The organism is Streptomyces sp. NPDC003691, from assembly GCF_053981115.1.
Genome location: NZ_JBSFNQ010000022.1, coordinates 62,251 through 81,500, shown reverse-complemented (window position 1 = coordinate 81,500; position 19,250 = coordinate 62,251). Strand labels below are relative to the sequence as shown.

Genomic DNA, 19,250 nt, shown 5'->3' with positions numbered 1-19,250 from the left:
GTAGCCGCCGATCCGTTCGTCGTACTCCGCCGCCCCGGCGGCCGCTGTGCGCGGCGCCGACGGCGTACCGTCCTGTCTTTCGTCTGAATCTACAAGAAGTACCGGCGGACCAGCCAACTCCTTCAGGGGTTCGGTGACTGCACCGGACGGTGCCCCGCTCGGTGTACTGAGGACACGGCGGCCTCCGCGGGCCGCCCGCCGACCGGGGCGCGGGCACGGCCGCGCCGACCGGTCACCGTACGTACGACGACAGCGACACCGCGCCGCCGGACGGCGGCGACGGCGGAGAAGGGAACCGGCGTATGGAGTTCCTCCGGCCCGCCACCTGGGACGAGGCCCTCGCCGCCAAGGCCGCTTACCCGTCCGCGGTGCCCGTCGCGGGCGGTACCGACATCATGGTCGAGATCAACTTCGACCGTCGCAGGCCCACCCACCTCATGGACCTCAACCGCATCGGTGAACTGGCCGAGTGGGAGACCGGCGAGACGACGGTACGCCTCGGGGCCTCCGTCCCGTACGCCCGGATCATCCGGCATCTGCGGGCCGAGCTGCCCGGCCTCGCACTGGCCTCCCACACCGTCGCCTCCCCCCAGATCCGCAACCGCGGCGGCGTCGGCGGCAACCTCGGCACCGCCTCCCCGGCGGGCGACGCCCATCCCGCCCTGCTCGCCGCGGGCGCCGAGGTCGAGGTGGCCTCGGTGCGCGGCAGCCGCCGCATCCCCGTCGACGCCTTCTACACCGGTGTCAAACGCAACGCCCTCGCGCCCGACGAACTGATCCGCGCCGTCCATATCGACCGGGCCGGCGGACCCCAGCAGTTCGCCAAGGTCGGCACCCGCAATGCCATGGTGATCGCGGTCTGCGCCTTCGGGCTGGCCCTCCACCCCGCTACCCGGACCGTCCGCACCGGCATCGGCTCCGCCGCCCCCACCCCCGTCCGGGCGAAGACCGCCGAGGAGTTCCTGGCCGCCGCGCTGGACGAGGGCGGCTGCTGGGAGAACGGCCGGGCCGTCGCGCCCTCGGTGGCCAAGGAGTTCGCCGTGCTGGCCGCGGGGGCGTGCAGCCCCATCGACGACGTCCGGGGCACCGCCGCCTACCGGCGGCACGCCGTGGGCGTCCTCGCCCGCCGCACCCTGATCCGGGCCTGGGAGGAGTACCGGGCGACCGGGGGAGCCCGGCGCGCCGCCGGCGGAAGCGAAGGAGCAGCCTGATGCGGGTCGTGTTCACCGTCAACGGACGCCGGGCCGAGGCCGACGACGTCTGGGAGGGCGAGAGCCTGCTCTACGTCCTGCGGGAGCGGCTCGGGCTCCCCGGCTCCAAGAACGCCTGCGAACAGGGCGAATGCGGATCCTGCACGGTCCGCCTCGACGGAGTGCCGGTCTGCTCCTGCCTGGTGGCGGCCGGACAGGCCGAAGGGCGGGACGTCGTCACCGTCGAGGGCCTCGCGGACCACGCCCGCCGCCGCGCCGGGGCCTGCGGGCAGCCGGATCCCGACGGCCCGCCGGACGGCGGCCCGGACCTCGCCCCCGTCCAGCGGGCCTTCGTCGAAGCGGGGGCCGTCCAGTGCGGCTTCTGCACCCCCGGCCTCCTGGTCGCCGCCGACGAACTCCTGGAACACACCCCCGACCCCTCCGACGCCGATATCCGCGAGGCCCTCTCCGGCAACCTCTGCCGCTGCACCGGCTACGAGAAGATCCTCGACGCCGTCCGGCTGGCCGCCGCCCGTACTCCCCGTACCCCCCGTGCCCCCCGGGAAGGATCCGGACGATGACCACCACCGGAACCACCACCGGCAGCCCCGGCGGCACCACCCGGGGCACCCGCGCCCGGGGCGGCATCGGCGAGTCCGCCCTCCGCCCCGACGGCATCCTCAAGGTCACCGGCGAATTCGCCTACTCCTCCGACCTGTGGCACGAGGACATGCTCTGGGGCCACACCCTCCGCTCCACCGTCGCCCACGCCGGGATCCGCTCCCTCGACATCTCCGAAGCCCTGGCGGTGCCCGGGGTGTACGCCGTCCTCACCTACGAGGACCTCCCCGCCGCGGTGAAGCACTACGGACTGGAAATCAAGGACACCCCCGTCCTCGCCCACGGTAAGGTCCGCCACCACGGCGAACCCGTCGCCCTGGTCGCCGCCGACCATCCCGAGACCGCCCGCCGGGCCGCCGCGAAGATCCGCGTCGACTACGCCGCCCTGCCCGTCGTCACCGACGAGGCGTCCGCCACCGCGCCCGGCGCCCCCCTCGTCCACGAGGGCCGCACCGACCACCACAGCCACCGGGTCCCGCACCCCAATATCGTCCACCGGCAGCCCGTCGTCCGCGGCGACGCCGCGGCCGCCGCCCGCCGCGCCCACACCGTCGTCACCGGCGACTATGTCTTCGGGATGCAGGACCAGGCCTTCCTGGGGCCCGAATCGGGGCTGGCCGTCCCCGCCGACGACGGCGGTGTCGACCTCTATGTCGCCACCCAGTGGCTGCACTCCGACCGTGCCCAGATCGCGCCCGTCCTCGGCCTGCCCGAGAAGAAGGTGCGGATGACGCTCTCCGGCGTCGGCGGCGCCTTCGGCGGCCGCGAGGACCTGTCGATGCAGATCCACGCCTGTCTGCTGGCCCTGCGGACCGGCCGGCCGGTCAAAATGGTCTACAACCGCTTCGAGTCCTTCTTCGGACACGTCCACCGCCACCCCGCCCGGCTCCACTACGAACACGGCGCCACCCGCGACGGAAAACTCACCCATGTCCGCTGCCGGATCGTCCTCGACGGCGGCGCCTACGCCTCCTCGTCCCCGGCGGTAGTCGGCAACGCGGCGTCGCTCGGCATCGGCCCGTACGACGTCGACGACGTCGACATCGAGGTCCTCGCCCTCTACACCAACAACCCGCCCTGCGGGGCCATGCGCGGCTTCGGCGCCGTCCAGGCGTGCTTCGCCTACGAGGCGCAGATGGACAAACTCGCCGCCGCCCTCGGCCTCGACCCCGTCGAACTCCGGCGGCGCAACGCCATGTCACAGGGCTCCACCATGCCCACCGGACAGCTCGTCGACTCCCCGGCACCCGTCGCCGAACTGCTGCGCCGGGTCCGGGCCCGGCCGCTGCCGCCGGAGCGCCAGTGGGAGACCGCGGGCGGCACCCCCGATGTGCGGGCCCTGCCCGGCGGGCTCTCCAACACCACCCACGGCGAGGGTGTCGTCCGGGGCGTCGGCTATGCCGTCGGCATCAAGAACGTCGGCTTCTCGGAGGGCTTCGACGACTACTCCACCGCCCGGGTCCGGCTGGCCGCCGCGGCCGGGGTGCCGGTGGCCACCGTGCACACCGCGATGGCCGAGGTCGGCCAGGGCGGGGTCACCGTCCACGCCCAGATCGCCCGCACCGAACTCGGCGTCGCCCGGGTCACCGTCCAGCCCGCCGACACCCGCGTCGGCTCGGCGGGCTCCACCTCCGCCTCCCGCCAGACCTATGTCACCGGCGGTGCCGTCAGAGCCGCCTGCGAGGCCGTCCGGGAACAGGTCCTCGACCTGGGCCGCCGCCGGCTGGGCAGCCACCACCCGGCCTGGGCGTACGCCGGACTGCGGCTGGAGGACGGCAGGGTCGTCACCGACGGGGGAGAGGTGCTCGCCGAACTCGCCGACGTCCTCGGGGACGAGACGGTCGAGGCCGAACTGGAGTGGCGGCACCGGCCCACGCAGCCCTTCGACCCCGTCACGGGCCAGGGCGACGGGCATGTCCAGTACTCCTTCGCCGCCCACCGGGCCGTCGTCGAGGTCGACACCGAACTCGGACTGGTGAAGGTCGTCGAACTCGCCTGCGCCCAGGACGTCGGCAAGGCCCTCAACCCGCTCGCCGTCGTCGGCCAGATACACGGCGGCTCCACCCAGGGGCTGGGCATGGCGGTCATGGAGGAGATCCTCGTCGACCCCGTCACCGCCCTGGTCCGCAACCCCTCCTTCACCGACTATCTGATCCCCACCATCCTCGACACCCCCACCATGCCCGTCGATGTCCTCGAACTCGCCGACGACCATGCGCCGTACGGGCTGCGCGGCGTCGGCGAGGCACCGACCCTGTCGTCCACCCCGGCGGTGCTGGCGGCGATCCGCGCCGCGACCGGACTGGAGCTGAACCGCACCCCCGTCCGCCCGGAACACCTCACCGGAACATCCCCCGAACCCCCCGGCGCCGCGGCGCGGCAGGGCCCCTGACCGGTTCCGGTACGGGACGGTGCCCGCGGGACCCGGCACCCCGCTCTCCCCCCACCCCCGTCCCGTACCGGAACCACTGGGCCCGCATCCCTTACCGGAACCACCGGAACCACCGGAACCACCGGGCCCGCGTCCCGTACCGGGATACCGGGCCCGGCACCCCACCCCCCGGCGGCCGAGGAGAGGAGCGCACACCGTGCTGGAGATCGCCGAACAGCTCCACCGCTGGTCCGAGCAGGGCCGGACCTATGCCGTCGCGACCGTCGTCTCCGTCACCGGGAGCGCCCCCCGGCAGCCCGGCGCCGCCCTCGCCGTCGACGGCGAGGGCACTGCCGTCGGCTCGGTCTCCGGGGGCTGCGTCGAGGCCGCCGTCTACGAACTCTGCCGCCAGGTCCTGCGGGACGGACACCCCGTGCGGGAGCGCTTCGGCCACAGCGACGACGACGCCTTCGCCGCCGGACTCACCTGCGGCGGGGAGTTGGAGGTCCTGGTCGTCCGGGTGGTGCCGGGCGGACCGGAGGCCGCGGCCGTCGCCCGCGCCGCCCGGGCCGCGCCCACCGCCCTGGTACGGATCGCCGCCGGACCGGCCGGACTCCTCGGCCGCGCCCTGCTCGTCACTCCCGAAGGCACCGTCCGCGGCAGCCTCGGCGGCGGTACGGAGCTGGACCGCACGGCGGCCGCCGAGGCCCGGGGCCTGCTGGCGGCGGGCCGCACCGGAACCGTCACCACCGGTACGTCCGGCGGCCGCTGCGGCACCCCGCTCACCCTGCTCGTCGAGTCCGGCGCCCTGCCCCCGCGCATGATCGTCTTCGGTGCCGTCGACTTCGCCGCCGCCCTGGTGCGCCTCGGCAAGTTCCTCGGCCACCATGTCACCGTCTGCGACGCCCGGCCGGTCTTCGCCACGCCCGAACGCTTCCCCGAGGCCGACGAGGTCGTCGTCGACTGGCCGCACCGCTATCTCCGGTCCACCGCGACCGACAGCAGGACCGTGCTCTGCGTCCTCACCCACGACGCCAGATTCGACGTACCCCTGCTGGTACACGCCCTGCGGCTGCCCGTCGCCTATGTCGGCGCGATGGGCTCCCGGCGCACCCATCTCGACCGCGAACGACGGCTCCGCGCCGCCGGGGTGACGGAGCCGCAGCTCGCCGCGCTGCACAGCCCCATCGGGCTGGACCTCGGGGCGCGCACCCCGGAGGAGACGGCGCTGTCGATAGCGGCGGAGATCGTGGCCCGCCGGCACGGCGGCAGCGGAGCACCCCTGACCGGCGCGGACACCCCCATCCACCACGAGATGCCACCGCTCGGGCGGGTCGGTTCGGTGGCCTGACCCTTGCGGACCCGGCCTGATACGGGAGGCCGCCGCGACGACCACCGGAGGCGCCCGGGGAGCCGGGCCGCGGACGCGCGGCTACCCGGCGTCCCCCGGCTCCGCGGCGGGCAGACCCCGCTCCGCCGCCCAGGCGCGCAGCGCCGCTTCGGTCTCTTCGCGCGACCGGGGGCCGTGGTCGGCGTGGAGCTGCCGTAGATGGCGGATGGCCGCCCCCACCGTCCGGCCCCGGGGGATGCCGAGCAGGGCGATGACATCCCTGCCGTCGAGCGGAAGCGGGATCCCGCGCAGCCGCTCGTCGGCGGCCCGTTCGGCCGCGGCGCGCTCCAGGGCCTCCCGCTCGGCCCGCTCGCCCGCCGCCCACTCGTCCCAGTCGGCCGCGTCGCAGGCGTGCAGAGCGGCCCGGCGCCAGTCCTCCTCGTGCCGCCCCCGGCCGAGGCCCACTTCCGCGAAGAGATCGCGGTACTCCGGCGCGCCGGGGCCGGCCGGTGACGCGCCGAGCCGGGCGAGCGCCGCGTTGACGGGCCAGTCCTCCCGGGGACCGCTGAAATCCGAGGTGTGCACCGGCCCCCACTCCGGCGCCCCGGCCCGCCACACGGCGGCGGTCTGATCCCCGTCGCCGCCCCAGAAGTCCGCCTGCACATGGGCCACCGGCCCACTCCGTGACAGGTCGGGGAGGATCCGCGGCAGGTCGCCGCGGAGCGGGTCGGACAGCGGCAGCAGTCCTAGACGCTGCCGGAGCGGGGCGACCACCGCCCCGGGCGTTCCCTCGGCCCAGCTGCGCAGACGGTCGAAGTCACCTACGACGGCATCGAGTCGGTACGACATCTGCGCACAGTAGCCGCGCGCAGGGGCCGCCGGGCACCCCTCGCCGTGGGACCGGCGAGGGACGGACGCGAGACCGGCGCGGAACCGAGCGGGCGTCCGGGGCGCCGACCCACCGATCGCACCGGCCCGGACCGATCGCACCGGCCCGTACCGGCCGTAGGCGCGGACCTGGACCTGGAGCCGGAGCCGTACCTGGACCCGGCCGGGCCCGCGGTTCAGCCCCTGCGGCGCGCCACCACCAGCCGGCAGTTCGGGCTGCCGTCCGGCCGCCGCCCCAGCGGCTCCACGGGCCGCAGCTCGACGGCGAACCCGGCCCGCTCCAGATCGGCCCGCACCGGCCCGAGCGGGAAGGTGCGGTAGTACATGACGAACGGCGGCCGCCACACCAGATTCCGCACCCGCATCGCGGCGTCGAAGCCCCAGAGTGTCCAGTAGGGCAGCGAACCCACCGGCGGCGGCGCGGGCAGCGGGAAGGCGAAGACGCCACCGGGCCGCAGGGCCCGGCACACCCCGGCGAAGAGCGCCGGGCGCTCCCCGGGCAGGAAGTGTCCGAACGCGCCGAAGCTCACCGCCAGATCGAAGCCCGCGGTGAACGGCAGTCTCCGGGCATCGGCGCGCACCCAGTCCACGGCGGGCCGGGCGGGGGCGGGTTCGGCGGCCGGATCCGGTCCCGGACCGGGCGGGCCTGCCGGGGCGCGGTCCGGGCCGTGGGCGGCCCGGGCCCGCTCCAGCATGCCCGTGCTGAAGTCCACGCCGACGACCCGCTCCTCGCACAGCCGCCGCAGCACCCCTACGCCCGCGCCCGTACCCGTGCAGACGTCCAGACCGGTACGGAACGGTCCCAGCGGCCGGACGGCGGCGACGAACGGATCGAGGAGGCGGTCGGGCGTACGGAACGGGGTCCCGTCGAACTTGGGGGCCAGCAGGTCGTAGCCGCGCTCCACTGAGGAGAGCGCCTGAACGGCCAGTTCGCGCACTGTGGGTCCGGATGAGGTGAACACCGTCCTCACCCTACGGCCCGGGCCCCCGCGCCGGACCACGGGCGCTCCGGATCCGGCCCGCGCCCCCACCGTCCACTCCACGCCCCCGGAAACCCGCCCGGGACCGGCCGCCGCCGTTGAACCGGGCCCGGCTGCCGTACGTACCCCGGTGAAGCCGCGGGGCGCCGCGGCCGGTCCGACGCACGGCGGACCGGTCCTTGTGGGATGCATTCCGGCCGGATCGCGGACGACCGGGTGAGTAAACGGTAAGCAAATGCGAACATCGGAGCAGGGGCGGGAGTTACGTTCGCCCCCATGAGCCCGAGGAGGCCGACCCGAGGAACGCGACGCGTCCCCCGAGCCCGAGGAGCACGGCGCATCCGGTCCGCCCGGCCGGGCGGAGCCCGCGGCGCTCCGTCCGGTACCGGATGACCCGTCCCTCCGAATCCCCGTCCGCCATTCTCCGAAGAACAATCCCCCATGGTGCGTCACATGCCGATCCACAACAGTTCTCCCGTTCGCATTCCCGCGTGGAAATCCCTTTCCGCAGGCGGAATTCGACGCGGAGGTGCCGCTCGGGTCTTCCGTTCCCGCGCGGCCGGCTCCGCCCCGGGAAGCCCGGCCGACCCGGCCGCGACGCGCTCCCGGCCGACCATTGGCGCCGGTGCTCCGTCCGGTCGTATGGTTCGGTAACGCCGGATGTTCGGGCGGCGAAACCCATGGCCGACAACAGGAACAGAGATGACCGACGAGCCTCGGATTCCGGCACTGCTGGGCAGGCCCGAGCGCATGTGGCAACGCGCCGTCGTGCTTGTACTGATCGCTGTCACCAGAACCACCAGACCCGTATTCCGGCTCGGTGACCGGGAACTGTCCTGCGCGCATTCCAACGGCGGCTGGACCCTGGCACTGCTGCCGGGCGGAAAGGCCGTCTTCTACGGGCAGGACGTCGACTGCAGCGATACCACCTATGCCGGCGACAAGCCCGTCGACCTGCTGGCCGACGCGCCGGACTGGCTGCCGCACCAGAAGCTCCGCGAACTGAACGACGGCTATGAACTGGGCTATCTGTACTGGTGGGACGAGGACCGCTGGCAGCGCGCCCCCTATCCGGAGTATGTCGACGACGACGGGCTCGCCGCCTCCTGCGACGGTTACGCGGGCATCTTCGACGACCGCTCCCTCGCCGACAGCTTCGCGGACGCCGGCTACCGCGATCCGGTCGCGGCCGAACGGTTCGTCGCCCGGGTCGCGGCGGGCACGGTGAACGCGGACGTCCTGGAGGAGCTGATCGACTCGGCCTCCGAACCGGGCCCGCTGCCGCGCGAGTCGAGGGTGCCCAACGGGCTGGAGTGGGCCGCCCGGCTGGGCGTGGCCGAACGGCCGGGCACCGGACACCCGCGCTGACGCCCGGCGGGACCGCGGGCCCCACGTCCCCGAGGTCCGGCCGGTGGCATCGCCGTCCCCCGTGTCCCTGTGCGCGCCCCGCCGCCCCGGCGCTTCCGCGGCGGCGCACGGATACGCCTGCCCGGACGGCCGGTGCGCGGCCCGGGCCGAGCGCCGGCCGCGGCGCTTCAGCCCGTGTGCACCAGCTGGTCCGCGAGCTTCGCCAGCCGCTTGACCGTGCGCTCCTCGGTGGCGCCCGGCGCGGGCTCCGTCCGGCGGTCCCGGTCGTAGTAGGCGCCGTTGACGACCGCCGTCCCGGGCTCGCAGAGCCGGACCACATGCGCGGCCCCCTCGGCGGCCGAAGCGCCGCGGTGCGCGTACAGCGGCAGCAGCGGTGTGTCGCAGATACCGGGGTGGACCGAGACGGCGGTGATCCGGGGGTCGGCGGCGAAGACCGTGAGGGCGAGCTGGGACTGGGCATAGGCGGCGAGCCGGGAGTAGCGGCGGGCCCGCTGCGGGTCGCTCCACTGGATGGACGCCGTCCGGTGCAGCGACGACGACACGTTCACCACCCGGCCCCGGTCCGCGGCGAGCAGCGCCGGGGTCAGCAGACCGGTCAGCAGATAGTGCGCGAGAAAGTTGACCTGGAACGCGATCTCGTTGCCGTCCCCGGTCAGGGTGTGCCGTTCCGGCGCCGCGAGAGCGGCGTTGTTGACCAGCACGTCGATCTTCGGATGGGCCGACAGGATCCGGGACGCCATCGCCGACACCTCCGCCAGCGCGGTGAAGTCGGCAGGGTAGGTGTGCAGCTTCGTCCCGTCGGTGCCGGTGGTGGCGATCAGGGCGTCGGCGGCCGCCCGGGTCTCCTCGGCGGTACGGCCGTGCAGCAGCACGGTGGCCCCGCGCTCGACGAGCTGCCGGGCGGTTTCCCGGCCGATGCCGGAGGTCGCGCCGGTCACCAGGACGGTCAGGGAGGAGAGGTCGGAGCCGGACATGGTCCATCCAAGGAAGGAGAAGGGGAAGGGGGTTGGGGAGACGGGCCCGGTGCGGACGGCCCGAGTCCCGGCCGGGGGCGCCGGAACGGGACTCGCGGCGCCCCCGGAGGGTGGCCCGGCGGCCGGGTCCGGTCCGCCCGCGCGGTCAGGCCGCGTACGGTGCGGGACCGGCGGACGGCGCCGGGCGGCGCGGCACGGACCGGAGCGCCGTACGAGGCGGCCGGCCGGGAAGGAGCCACGCGTTGTTCACGACGACCATGGAAGCCGCGCCGGTCCGGCGGAGCAAGGCGGAACACGTTTCTCTGACGCTCCCTTGCCGCCGCCCTGACGCTCTTTTGACGGGACGTTCCGGGGCCGCGTCCGCACCGGGGCGGCGCTTTTCACCGGGCCGGGGAATGCCGTCCCATACCGGCAATCGGCGGGCGCGGGGAAAGGCCGATGGGACGAATACCCCCGGAAACCCGGGGGAATTGCCGTGCACCGGCACCGCCCCCGGGTACGGAGCCGGGGGGTGGGGTGCGGGCGCCCGGCCCGGTGCGGCAGGGCGGCGCTGCCGGCCGCTCCCCGGCGGCCCGATGGCCGGTACACGGGTCACGGCGGCCCAATAGGCCGTGAGTTCGGTGGACAGAAATGCGAAAGACGGCTCGCGCCCCGGTATTCGCCCCTGCCGCCCTCCGGTCCTGTGGCGGGCGATGAGGCGGGGGTGCCCGTGACGCTGGTGAGCCCTGATGTCCCGGGCGCGGGTGCCAGGGGTGCCGGGAGTGTCCCCGTCATCGGCACGGGCCCGCCGGGATATTGCCGTATGCAGTGATTCGCCGGGATTTACGAGCGGGAAGCGGCCGCCCGGTCCGGGGGCGGCCATCGGCCATGGACCGTCCCCGGACCGGGCGGCCGCGCATCGCCGGGTGCCGCCGGGCGGGTCGGTGCGGATCGCTCACCCCGTCCGTGACCGCTTGCAGTTGATACCCCTGGGGGGTATAAAAGAGCCATCGGAGATGGATACCCCAAGGGGGTATGAGAAGGGGAGGGTCGTCATGGCGTCCTACAGCACTACCTACCGCGTCGGCGGAGTCCACAGCGGCCACTGCAAGGCGATCGTCAGCAAGGCTCTGCGCGAGCTGGACACCGTCAACACGGTGCAGGTCGAGCTCTCCACGGGCCTGCTCACCCTCGATACCGCCGCCGTACCCGACGACAAGCTCGTCGAGCGGACGATCGAGGACGCCGGCTACGGCTATCTGGGCCGCGCCTGAACTCCGCGCCACCGGCACGACCGGCGCGACCGACAGCGAAAGGGAGGGAGTCCGCGGAAGGGCAACGACAGAAGCGGGAGAAGGGGTCGGGTCATGGGAGGGTGCACCCCGCCAGGGGTGCACCCTCCCGCCCGGAAGCCCCCGGCGGCCGCGTGTCCCGGCCGCCCGTCTCGGCCGCCCGTCTCAGCCGCGCGTCGAATCCCCCGGCACCAGCGCGCACGGCACCGAAACCGGCTCGGGCGCAAGGCCGTTCAGCAGGTCGATCAGCATCCCCGCGCAGAGCGCGCCGATCCGCCGGGGCGCCAGGGTCAGCAGGGTCAGCGCCGGACGGGTGCCCGGTTCGGCATCGCCCATCGCGGTCACCTGGAGCCCGTCCGGAATGCCGATGCCCAGGTCCTCCGCGGCGGCCAGCAGCGCTTCGCCGTACGTCTCGTTGAGGGCATGGACGGCGTCGGGCCGGTCCCCGGCGGCCAGCAGCCGGCGCGCCGCGCCGCGCGCGGGCTCGCCGTCGCGCACCCGCTCGATCCGCGCGGGCAGTCCGCGCGCCGTGCACCAGCGGGTGTAGGCCCGTTCGCTGTCGAGGGTGTACGAATCCAGCTCGGGGCCGGTCAGCAGCCCGGTGCGGCGGGCCCCGCACGCGTGCAGATGGTCCAGCACCAGCGGCATACCCGCCGTCATATCGCTGTGTACATAAGGGATCCGGGCGTGCCCGGGGTCGAGCGGCCGGCCGTCCGTCACCAGCGCCAGCCCCCGCCGTACCGCCTCGGCGACGACCGGGTCGTCGGCCACCGGGTCGACCACGATCAGACCGTCCATCGGGATCCGGGTCCAGAGGTCGCTGCCGGGCCGGGCCGGGACCACGACCAGGGCATAGTCCCGGTCGACCGCCTCGACCATGGCGCCCGCGGTCAGGGACGCGTAGTAAGGGCGGTAGGTCCGCTCCCAGGCCTCGGCGCTCTGATGGCCGGCCGCCAGGCCGACGATTCCGGTGCGGCCGCTCAGCAGTACCTGTGCCGCCGGGTTGGGCCGGTAGCCGAGTTCTTCGGCGATCTCGCGGACCCGTTCCCGGGTGCGGGCGCTGACCTTGCCCTTGCCGTTGAGGGCGTGCGAGACGGTCGTGATGGAGAGCCCCGCGGCGCGTGCGACGTCCTTGATCCCGACCGAGCGCGCGGTCTCCGGAGCGTGGTGCGGTCCGGCCGGTCCGGCCATCGCGTGTCCCCTTCTGGTGGTCGGTGTGCGGTTCGCCGGGGTGGTCGCGGTTCGTGACCGCGGAGGCCGCCCCGGGCACCCCCGGCAGTCAATCTTCGGTTATCCCTTGACTGCCAAAACCTTTTGGTTGAGCATATCGGCCATCCCCGCCGCCCAAAAGGTTTTGGCTCGTATGGCTCCGGCCGTACGGCCGTATCACTCCCGGGCGGTCCCTACCGATGCCTGGGAGCCAACGTGAGCCGCCGACCCGGCCGATCCGGCCGCCGAACCGTCAGAGTGATCGTCCCCGCCCTGGCGGCCGCCGCCGCCCTCGCCCTCACGGCCTGCGGCCAGAGCGCACCCGGAGCCTCCTCCGGCACCTCCGTCACCAAGGCGGAGAACGGTGCCTACGGGGAGTGCAAGGTGACCGGCGAGAAGGGCTCCGTCAAGCTCAGGACCGTCGAGAAGGGCACCCTGACGGTCGCCGGCGACCTCCCGTCGCGCGGCTGGTGGAACGGCGACACCGTCGCCGAGATCAAGAGCGGCTTCGAGTACTGTCTGGCCGCAAATCTTGCGCACCGCGCCGGCCTGGACCAGCTGAAGATCCGCAATGTCTCCTTCGACGCCATGGTCGCGGGCAAGGGCAGCGGCTACGACCTCGCGATGGCCGAGATCTCCATCACCGAGGAGCGGAAGAAGGCCGTCGACTTCACCAGCCCCTACTTCGCCTCCAACATCGGGGTCCTGGCCAAGCCCGGCACGGTGACCGCCGACAACGTCCGAAGCCTCCGGCTCGGCGTCAAGCAGGCCACCTCCGGCGCGAAGTTCGTCCAGGAGGTCCTGAAGCCCGGCAAGCCCGCCCAGGTCTTCCCGGGCGACGCCGAGATGCTCGCCGCGCTCCAGGGCGGCCGGGTCGACGCCGTCCTCACCGACACCGCGATCGTCCTCGGCCAGGCCAAGGGCTCCGGCGGCAAGGTCGCCGTCGTCGGCCAGTACGAGACCGGCGAGTCGTACGGCGCCCTGCTGCCCAAGGGCAGCGCCAACACCGCGGCCGTCAACGGCGTCCTCGCCGAGCTGACGGCGAACGGCACCCTGGAGCAGCTGTCCGAGGCGTACCTCGGCGAGGCACTCGGCGGCGACCCGGCCGCCGTCCCGGTCTGGAAGCTGTGATGACGACCGCCGCCCCCGCCCCCGCCGCCGGGAAGACCGGTCCGGCGCCGGTGCCCGCCCGGGTGCCGGTCCCCACCGTCCTCGCCCCCGTGGCCCTGGTCACCGCCGGAACCGCCGTTGTCCTGGCCGTCTGGACCGCGGCCGTGCTCTGGCAGGCCTCGCCCGGCGGCGGCGCATGGTCCTACACCCTCAAGGCCGTCGCCGTCCTCGGCGCCCTCTCCGCCCTGACGGTCCTCAAGCCGGTCGCCGAGGCGCTGCGCCACGGCTCCCGGTCCCGCGCCGCCGCCGGGCGCCCCGGCGGAATCGCCGAGGCCCGGGCCGAGGCGGCCGACGCCCGGGAGTCCTCCTGGGTCGCGCTGGGCGGCTCCCTCGCCGTCACCGTACTGACCCTGCTGACGGTCTTCCTGCTCGCCAACGACCAGGCGGTCCAGGCCACCTTCTTCAGCCCGGACGCCATCTCCTCCAGCTTCGCCGATGTCACCGCCGCCTTCGGCACCAATGTGTTCATCGCCGTCGCCGCCGAGGCGTTCGTCCTCGTCTGGGGCCTCGTCCTGGCCGTCGCCAAGCTCGCCCCCGGCCGCGCCGGGCGGCCGCTGCGCCTGCTGGCGACCGCGTACATCGACGTGTTCCGCGCGGTCCCCAGCATCGTCATCATCTATCTGATCGGCTTCGGCCTGCCGCTGGCGCAGATCCCGGGCCTCAGCTCGCTCAGCCCGACCTGGGCCGCGATCCTCGCCCTCACCCTCACCTACGGCGCGTACGTCGCCGAGGTGTACCGCTCCGGTATCGACTCCATCCACTGGAGCCAGACCGCGGCCGCGCGCTCCCTGGGCCTCTCGCACGCCAGGACCCTGCGGCACGTGGTGGTGCCGCAGGCCGTACGCCGGGTCACCCCGCCGCTGCTCAACGACTTCATCGGGCTCCAGAAGGACACCGCCCTGGTCACCGTCATCGGCACCATCGACGCCTTCAACCAGGCGAAGATCTACGCGTCCAACGAGTTCAACCTCTCCTCGGTGACCGTGGTGGCCGCGCTCTTCGTCGTGATCACCATTCCGCAGACCCGGTTCGCCGACCGGCTGCCGGCCCGCGGCGGCGCAGGGAAGGACAGCTGATGGCATTCCTGGAAATCGAGGGCATCCGCAAGTCGTACGGCGGCCACGAGGTGCTCCGCGGGCTGGATCTGACCGTGGCACAGCACCAGGTCGTCACCCTCATCGGCGCCTCCGGCTGCGGCAAGTCGACCCTGCTCCGCTGCATCAACGCCCTGGAGGACATCGACGGCGGCCGGATCGTCCTGGACGGCGACCCCATCTCGGGGCGCGGCGTCGACGTCGACCGGCTCCGGCGGGACGTCGGCATCGTGTTCCAGCACTTCAATCTCTTCCCGCATATGGACGTGCTGCGCAACATCACGCTCGCGCCGACCGTGCTGGGCCGGGCCACGAAGGAGGAGGCCGAGGCCACCGCAGTCGAACTGCTGAAGCGGATCGGCCTCGCCGACAAGGCGACCGCCCTGCCCGACCGGCTCTCCGGCGGCCAGCAGCAGCGCGTCGCCATCGTCCGGGCCCTCGCCATGCGGCCCCGGCTGCTGCTCCTCGACGAGATCACCTCGGCCCTCGACCCGGAACTCGTCGCCGAGGTCCTGGCCATCGTGCGCGATCTCGCCGAAGACGGTATGACCATGCTGCTCGCCACGCACGAAATGGGCTTCGCCCGGGACGTCGCGAGCAAGGTGTGCTTCCTCCACCAGGGCACCGTCCTGGAGGAGGGCCCGCCGGACCAGATCTTCGGTGAACCCCGCGAGGAGCGCACCCGGGCGTTCCTCCAGCAGATTGTGGAGGCAGGAAGACTGTGACCAACTCGAAGGCCACCCCCCGGATCCTGGTGATCCAGCACGAGGACGGCACCGGCCCCGGGCTGGTGGGCGAGGAGTTGGCGGCCGCCGGACTCGACCGGCATCTGGTCCACCCGTGGGCCGGGGACGAGGTGCCGGGCTCCCTCGGCGGCTACGCGGGCCTGCTGGTGCTGGGCGGCGCGCCCAACGCGGACGACGAGGCGGCCGCGCCCTGGCTGCCCGCCGTCCGGACCCTCGTCCGCGAGGCCGTCGACACCTCGGTGCCACTGCTCGGGATATGCCTCGGCGGCCAGATCATGGCCTCCGCCCTCGGCGGTTCCGTCCAGGTCCGCCCCCAGGGGCCCGAGGTGGGGGCCGTACCGCTGCGCCGGCTGCCCGCGGCCGACGGGGACCCGGTCTTCGGGGACGTACCGGACGGTGCCGCGGCCGCCCAGTGGCACTGGGACGAGATCGGGGCCCTGCCCCCGGGCGCCGTTCCGCTGCTGACCGGCGACGACTGCCCGCACCAGGCGTTCCGGATCGGCCCGCTGGCCTGGGGCGTGCAGTTCCACCCCGAGGTGCTCGCCGACGCCATCGCCGACTGGGCGGTCTCCGACGGCCCCGCGGTCGCCCGGGCCGGCGGCGACCCGGACGCGGCCGTCACCTCGGTCCGCGCGGCCGAGCCGCAACTGCGCACGGTGTGGTCGGCGGCGGCCCGCTCCTGGGCCGCCGTGGTGCGCGCCGCCGTCTGAGCCCGGCCGCCCCGGCCGCGCCGGCCTCGCGGTGAGCCGGGCGGGGCGGGCTGTCGGCGGGTGCTGGTTGGATGGGGGCATGTCCGACGGCCCGCACACCGGCGAAGTCCCGCTCACGCCCGCGCTGGACGAGCCTCCCCGGCAGTGGGGGGTGGAGTGGGCCGGGTACCGTCCCGGCCGTACCAGAACGGTGCTGGCGGTGGCGTCTGCGGTGGTGGACGGCCGTACGGTCGCCGTCACCGCCGGTGCCGACGGCGCGGTGGTGGTGTGGGATCCGGTCACCGGCCGTCCGGCCGGTGCTCCGCTCACCGGTCACCGGGGCCTGGTGTGGACGGTGGCGACCGGAACGGTGGGGGGCCGGGCCGTCGCCGTGACGGGCGGCGACGACGAGACGGTGCGGGTCTGGGACCTCGCCGGCCACCGGCAGCTCGGCGAACCGCTCACCGGCCACACCGATTCGGTGTACGGCGTGGCGACGGCGGTGGTGGCGGGCGGCCCGGTCGCCGTCACGGGCAGTCTGGACGGAACGGTACGGGTCTGGGACCTCGCCGCCCACCGGCAGCTCGGCGAACCGCTCACCGGCCACCGGGGCGCGGTCACCACCGTGACGACGGCAACGGTGGACGGTCGTCCCGTCGCGGTGACGGGTGGTGTCGACCGGACGGTGCAGGTCTGGGACCTGGCCACGCGCCGCCGGACCGGTGAGCCCCTCACCGGCCATACGAGCATGGTGACCGCGGTGACGACGGTGGCGGCGGGCGGCCGGACGCTCGCCCTCACGGGCAACGGCGATGAGAAGCCCGGTCTGGGCGAGGTCTTCCACGGGGAGCTGAGGGTCTGGGACCTGACGGCCCATGAGCAGCTCGGGACGCCCCTCACCGGCTACCCCGGCACCGTGTTCGCGGTGACGACCACGGTGGCGGACGGCCGGCTCCTCGCCGTCACCGGCAGCGGTGGGGACTTCCACGGAGAGCTGCGGGTGTGGGATGTGACCGCCCGGGAGCAGATAGGGCCGGAGCTGGTACTCCCGCACGCGGTCCGCGCGTTGGCCGGGATGTCCGGAGACCGGCTGGCCGTGGGCTTCGGCCGGAACATCGCGGTCCTGATCCCCACGACCTGATCCCCGCGACCTGAGCAGGGCGGTCGGCCGGGCAGCGGCCCGGCGGCGGTGGCCCGGAGTCCGTCCGGGGGTGACCCGGTACCCGTCAGCGCCCGGAGCGCCGCCGTGGGACCGTGCCGAATTCCGGGCGGACCGGCCGTCCCGCCCGCAGGGGAAGGGGATCGTGCAGCCGGGCCGTGTACCGCCGGTACGCCCGTGCCTCGGCCGAGGTGTCCCCGACGGCGTCATGACGGTCGGGGAACATCGCGCTTCCCGCGTGCACCAGGGGTTCGGTCCCGAACCGGTTGCCCTGGAGCCGGCCGGTGGTCAGCCGGTGCCGGGACCGGACCAGCCGGGACCGGCCCGCCACCACCGGGCCGCGGTTGACCTGGAACCACACCTCGCGGTTGTTGTCGAACAGCACGACGCTCTCACGGAGATCACGCACATCGGTGTACACGTCGAAGCCCCAGCCGTCCGCGGCTCCCGCCGGGGCATAGTGCCCGCGGAAATGGCGCAGGAACCGGGGCAGGTCGACCGCCGCGCCGAACGGAACGACCGCGTCGGCCCAGGGCTCACCGGCGATGAAGTGCATCCTGAACTCCAGCCCGTACCGGCGCCCGCGCACCTTCCTCTCGACGCTCAGGGAGAAGGTGTCCGCGTCGTCGTGGCTCCATCGGTCCGCGGCACGGACGTGTCTGCTCAGATACCCGAACGACAGCGTCTCCCGGCCGGCCGGCAGGCCGGGGATCCGCTCGACCGAGCCGTGCAGCAGATAGAGGCACATCAGGTCCACCGGATGTGTGTCGTGCGCCATCCGGGTGAAGAACCCATCGGAAAATCCGTCGCGCACAGGCTCCTCCAGCCGTCGTACTCCGCCGTGTTGCGGGCCGGGCGGCGCCGGTGCCCCGTCGGGCGGTGTCCGCCCCGCGGCCGCGGCCCGTACGGAAGGTGTACCCGATGCCGGAGCCCGGGGGCGAACGGCATATCCGTGCCGGGAACGGCACCACGCCCCGGGCCGCCTCACCCCGGCCGGCCCGACCGGGTCCGCCGGCCGCCCCGGCCGTATGACCGAGAACCGGCCTCAGGGGGCCGGTGGTCCGTCGATCAGCCTGCCCTCCGCGTCGTACACCCAGGGATTGGCCGTGCACCCCTTCAACCCCCGTATCTGCTGCATCATCGCGGGGGCCGGCCGGCCGCGGCCGGGGCAGCCGCGGTGGCCGTGGCCGAGGACATGCCCGGCCTCGTGATTGATGATCAGGGCGTGGTAGTCGGCCGGACGGCCGCGGTACTGGGGGCTGAGTTCGACCCAGCGGCGGACGTTGACCACCAGATGCGGCGCGTTGGCGCAGTTCACCTCGCCCCGGGTGTCCAGTCCCCAGCGGCCGCAGAGCCGGTCGGTGGTGCCGGGGGAGACCACATGGACCAGCATGTCGTACGGGGGCGAGTCGACCCGCTGGAAGGAGGCGGCGCCTCCTCGGGTCCAGCCCCGCGGATCGCGCAGGATGCCGTCGATCTCGGCCGCGACGCGGTCGGCGTCCAGACCGGTGCCGTGCTCCAGCTTCACGCCGTAGCGGATGAGCCGGCCACCGGTTCCGGCGCGGCGGCCGGTGCCCTTGGCCCAGGTGTAGGTGCCGGGGCCGTCGACCGCATAGCGGGTACGGGCGGACGGCTTTGCCGGAGCCGAAGCCGGAGCCGAGGCCGAAACCCGGGCCGGGGCCCGGTCCGCCGTGGAGGCGGAAGCCGACGCGCGTGGCGGTTTGCCGCCCGCCGTGGCCGGACGGTCCGCCGTGACCGCCCGCCCGTCGGCCGCCTCGGGCAGCAGGGCGAGACCGGCCCAGCCCACGGTGCCCGCGCAGACGAACAGCAGCAGGACCCGGAGCGCGGTCGCGCCGGGGGAGCGGCGGCCCCGCCGGGCCCGCCGGCCGCCCCGGGACGGTGCCGTCCGCCGCGCGCGGCGGCTTCCGGGGTGGGGTGCGGTCGGTAGCCGGCGGTCAGCCATCGGGGTTCAGCCTTCGTCGGGGGCGTTCGGAGCGGGCCCGGCCGCCGCGAGCGGGCCGGAACCGGCTGCGAAGGGAGGCAGAGCGGAACGGCTCCCCGGCCGGCGGCCGGCGGGGCGGTGGTCACGGCCCGCGCACAGTCCACGGGAAGGGGCGTGCGATCACGGTGAGCGCAACCGCTCACATTGTCTTCACATCGGACACGGATACTTGGTCCAGGCCGAACGGG

Annotated in this window: 17 protein-coding genes; 11 read left to right on the top strand and 6 right to left on the bottom strand. The window is 74.1% G+C overall.

The window, feature by feature from the left end; all coding sequences use genetic code 11:
- Positions 1-302: 302 nt before the first annotated feature.
- The 4 genes from ACWDR0_RS13825 to ACWDR0_RS13810 all read left to right on the top strand — a co-directional run bounded on the left by ACWDR0_RS13825 (position 303) and on the right by ACWDR0_RS13810 (position 5,533).
- Positions 303-1,211: an FAD binding domain-containing protein gene (locus tag ACWDR0_RS13825; RefSeq protein WP_456351870.1), complete on the top strand. Its 909-nt coding sequence runs from the start codon at positions 303-305 to the stop codon at positions 1,209-1,211.
- Complete coding sequence (locus ACWDR0_RS13820) at positions 1,211-1,771, top strand: (2Fe-2S)-binding protein (RefSeq protein ID WP_456351869.1); 561 nt, start codon at positions 1,211-1,213, stop codon at positions 1,769-1,771. Before ACWDR0_RS13825 ends, ACWDR0_RS13820 begins: the two co-directional genes overlap by 1 nt.
- Positions 1,768-4,203: a xanthine dehydrogenase family protein molybdopterin-binding subunit gene (locus ACWDR0_RS13815; RefSeq protein WP_456351868.1), complete on the top strand. Its 2,436-nt coding sequence runs from the start codon at positions 1,768-1,770 to the stop codon at positions 4,201-4,203. The genes ACWDR0_RS13820 and ACWDR0_RS13815 overlap by 4 nt, the downstream gene beginning before the upstream one ends.
- A 196-nt stretch (positions 4,204-4,399) precedes the next feature.
- Entirely contained in the window at positions 4,400-5,533 is a 1,134-nt protein-coding gene (locus tag ACWDR0_RS13810) for an XdhC family protein (protein ID WP_456351867.1), read from the top strand.
- Between the two features lie 81 nt (positions 5,534-5,614).
- Here ACWDR0_RS13810 and ACWDR0_RS13805 read toward each other — a convergent pair whose 3' ends face one another.
- Positions 5,615-6,361, bottom strand: a complete 747-nt coding sequence (locus ACWDR0_RS13805; RefSeq protein ID WP_456351866.1) for a hypothetical protein — start codon at positions 6,359-6,361, stop codon at positions 5,615-5,617.
- Positions 6,362-6,576: 215 nt separating this feature from the next.
- Positions 6,577-7,362 carry a class I SAM-dependent methyltransferase gene (locus ACWDR0_RS13800; protein WP_456351865.1) on the bottom strand — a complete coding sequence of 262 codons (786 nt, stop codon included), beginning with the start codon at positions 7,360-7,362 and terminating at the stop codon, positions 6,577-6,579.
- Positions 7,363-8,082: 720 nt separating this feature from the next.
- Between ACWDR0_RS13800 and ACWDR0_RS13795 the strand changes: the two genes are divergently transcribed.
- Positions 8,083-8,748, top strand: a complete 666-nt coding sequence (locus ACWDR0_RS13795; RefSeq protein ID WP_456351864.1) for a hypothetical protein — start codon at positions 8,083-8,085, stop codon at positions 8,746-8,748.
- 167 nt (positions 8,749-8,915) lie between these two features.
- Here the strand turns inward: ACWDR0_RS13795 and ACWDR0_RS13790 are convergent, their stop codons facing one another.
- A complete protein-coding gene (locus ACWDR0_RS13790) occupies positions 8,916-9,722 on the bottom strand; it encodes an SDR family NAD(P)-dependent oxidoreductase (RefSeq protein ID WP_456351863.1) in 807 nt (268 codons plus the stop codon).
- A 1,034-nt stretch (positions 9,723-10,756) separates the two neighbouring features.
- On the opposite strand from ACWDR0_RS13790, the gene ACWDR0_RS13785 reads away from it, so the two are divergent.
- Positions 10,757-10,975 carry a heavy-metal-associated domain-containing protein gene (locus ACWDR0_RS13785; protein WP_456351862.1) on the top strand — a complete coding sequence of 73 codons (219 nt, stop codon included), beginning with the start codon at positions 10,757-10,759 and terminating at the stop codon, positions 10,973-10,975.
- 183 nt (positions 10,976-11,158) lie between these two features.
- Here the strand turns inward: ACWDR0_RS13785 and ACWDR0_RS13780 are convergent, their stop codons facing one another.
- On the bottom strand, positions 11,159-12,184 hold the full coding sequence (locus ACWDR0_RS13780; RefSeq protein WP_456351861.1) for a LacI family DNA-binding transcriptional regulator: 1,026 nt from the start codon (positions 12,182-12,184) through the stop codon (positions 11,159-11,161).
- A 276-nt stretch (positions 12,185-12,460) separates the two neighbouring features.
- On the opposite strand from ACWDR0_RS13780, the gene ACWDR0_RS13775 reads away from it, so the two are divergent.
- The 5 genes from ACWDR0_RS13775 to ACWDR0_RS13755 all read left to right on the top strand — a co-directional run bounded on the left by ACWDR0_RS13775 (position 12,461) and on the right by ACWDR0_RS13755 (position 17,042).
- On the top strand, positions 12,461-13,333 hold the full coding sequence (locus ACWDR0_RS13775) for an ABC transporter substrate-binding protein (RefSeq protein WP_456351860.1): 873 nt from the start codon (positions 12,461-12,463) through the stop codon (positions 13,331-13,333).
- Positions 13,333-14,448, top strand: a complete 1,116-nt coding sequence (locus tag ACWDR0_RS13770) for an amino acid ABC transporter permease (RefSeq protein ID WP_456351859.1) — start codon at positions 13,333-13,335, stop codon at positions 14,446-14,448. The genes ACWDR0_RS13775 and ACWDR0_RS13770 overlap by 1 nt, the downstream gene beginning before the upstream one ends.
- A complete protein-coding gene (locus ACWDR0_RS13765) occupies positions 14,448-15,191 on the top strand; it encodes an amino acid ABC transporter ATP-binding protein (RefSeq protein WP_456351858.1) in 744 nt (247 codons plus the stop codon). The genes ACWDR0_RS13770 and ACWDR0_RS13765 overlap by 1 nt, the downstream gene beginning before the upstream one ends.
- The gene (locus tag ACWDR0_RS13760) at positions 15,188-15,922 is read left to right on the top strand and encodes a type 1 glutamine amidotransferase (protein ID WP_456351857.1); all 735 of its coding nucleotides are present in this window, start codon (positions 15,188-15,190) and stop codon (positions 15,920-15,922) included. The genes ACWDR0_RS13765 and ACWDR0_RS13760 overlap by 4 nt, the downstream gene beginning before the upstream one ends.
- Before the next feature lie 79 nt (positions 15,923-16,001).
- Complete coding sequence (locus ACWDR0_RS13755; RefSeq protein WP_456351856.1) at positions 16,002-17,042, top strand: WD40 repeat domain-containing protein; 1,041 nt, start codon at positions 16,002-16,004, stop codon at positions 17,040-17,042.
- Positions 17,043-17,127: 85 nt separating this feature from the next.
- Here ACWDR0_RS13755 and ACWDR0_RS13750 read toward each other — a convergent pair whose 3' ends face one another.
- Together ACWDR0_RS13750 and ACWDR0_RS13745 are read right to left on the bottom strand one after the other, a co-directional pair.
- Positions 17,128-17,874, bottom strand: a complete 747-nt coding sequence (locus ACWDR0_RS13750) for a hypothetical protein (RefSeq protein ID WP_456351855.1) — start codon at positions 17,872-17,874, stop codon at positions 17,128-17,130.
- A gap of 231 nt (positions 17,875-18,105) precedes the next feature.
- Positions 18,106-19,023, bottom strand: coding sequence for a DUF3152 domain-containing protein (locus ACWDR0_RS13745; RefSeq protein ID WP_456351854.1), 918 nt, complete (start codon positions 19,021-19,023; stop codon positions 18,106-18,108).
- Positions 19,024-19,250 lie beyond the last annotated feature (227 nt).

Excerpts from the sequence above, each read along its gene's own strand:
- ACWDR0_RS13820 (WP_456351869.1), top strand. The coding sequence starts at position 1,211 with ATGCGGGTCGTGTTCACCGTCAACGGACGCCGGGCCGAGGCCGACGAC.
- ACWDR0_RS13780 (WP_456351861.1), bottom strand. The coding sequence starts at position 12,184 with ATGGCCGGACCGGCCGGACCGCACCACGCTCCGGAGACCGCGCGCTCG.
- ACWDR0_RS13805 (WP_456351866.1), bottom strand. The coding sequence starts at position 6,361 with ATGTCGTACCGACTCGATGCCGTCGTAGGTGACTTCGACCGTCTGCGC.
- ACWDR0_RS13765 (WP_456351858.1), top strand. The coding sequence starts at position 14,448 with ATGGCATTCCTGGAAATCGAGGGCATCCGCAAGTCGTACGGCGGCCAC.
- ACWDR0_RS13795 (WP_456351864.1), top strand. The coding sequence starts at position 8,083 with ATGACCGACGAGCCTCGGATTCCGGCACTGCTGGGCAGGCCCGAGCGC.
- ACWDR0_RS13815 (WP_456351868.1), top strand. The coding sequence starts at position 1,768 with ATGACCACCACCGGAACCACCACCGGCAGCCCCGGCGGCACCACCCGG.
- ACWDR0_RS13770 (WP_456351859.1), top strand. The coding sequence starts at position 13,333 with ATGACGACCGCCGCCCCCGCCCCCGCCGCCGGGAAGACCGGTCCGGCG.
- ACWDR0_RS13825 (WP_456351870.1), top strand. The coding sequence starts at position 303 with ATGGAGTTCCTCCGGCCCGCCACCTGGGACGAGGCCCTCGCCGCCAAG.
- ACWDR0_RS13785 (WP_456351862.1), top strand. The coding sequence starts at position 10,757 with ATGGCGTCCTACAGCACTACCTACCGCGTCGGCGGAGTCCACAGCGGC.
- ACWDR0_RS13755 (WP_456351856.1), top strand. The coding sequence starts at position 16,002 with ATGTCCGACGGCCCGCACACCGGCGAAGTCCCGCTCACGCCCGCGCTG.
- ACWDR0_RS13745 (WP_456351854.1), bottom strand. The coding sequence starts at position 19,023 with ATGGCTGACCGCCGGCTACCGACCGCACCCCACCCCGGAAGCCGCCGC.
- ACWDR0_RS13790 (WP_456351863.1), bottom strand. The coding sequence starts at position 9,722 with ATGTCCGGCTCCGACCTCTCCTCCCTGACCGTCCTGGTGACCGGCGCG.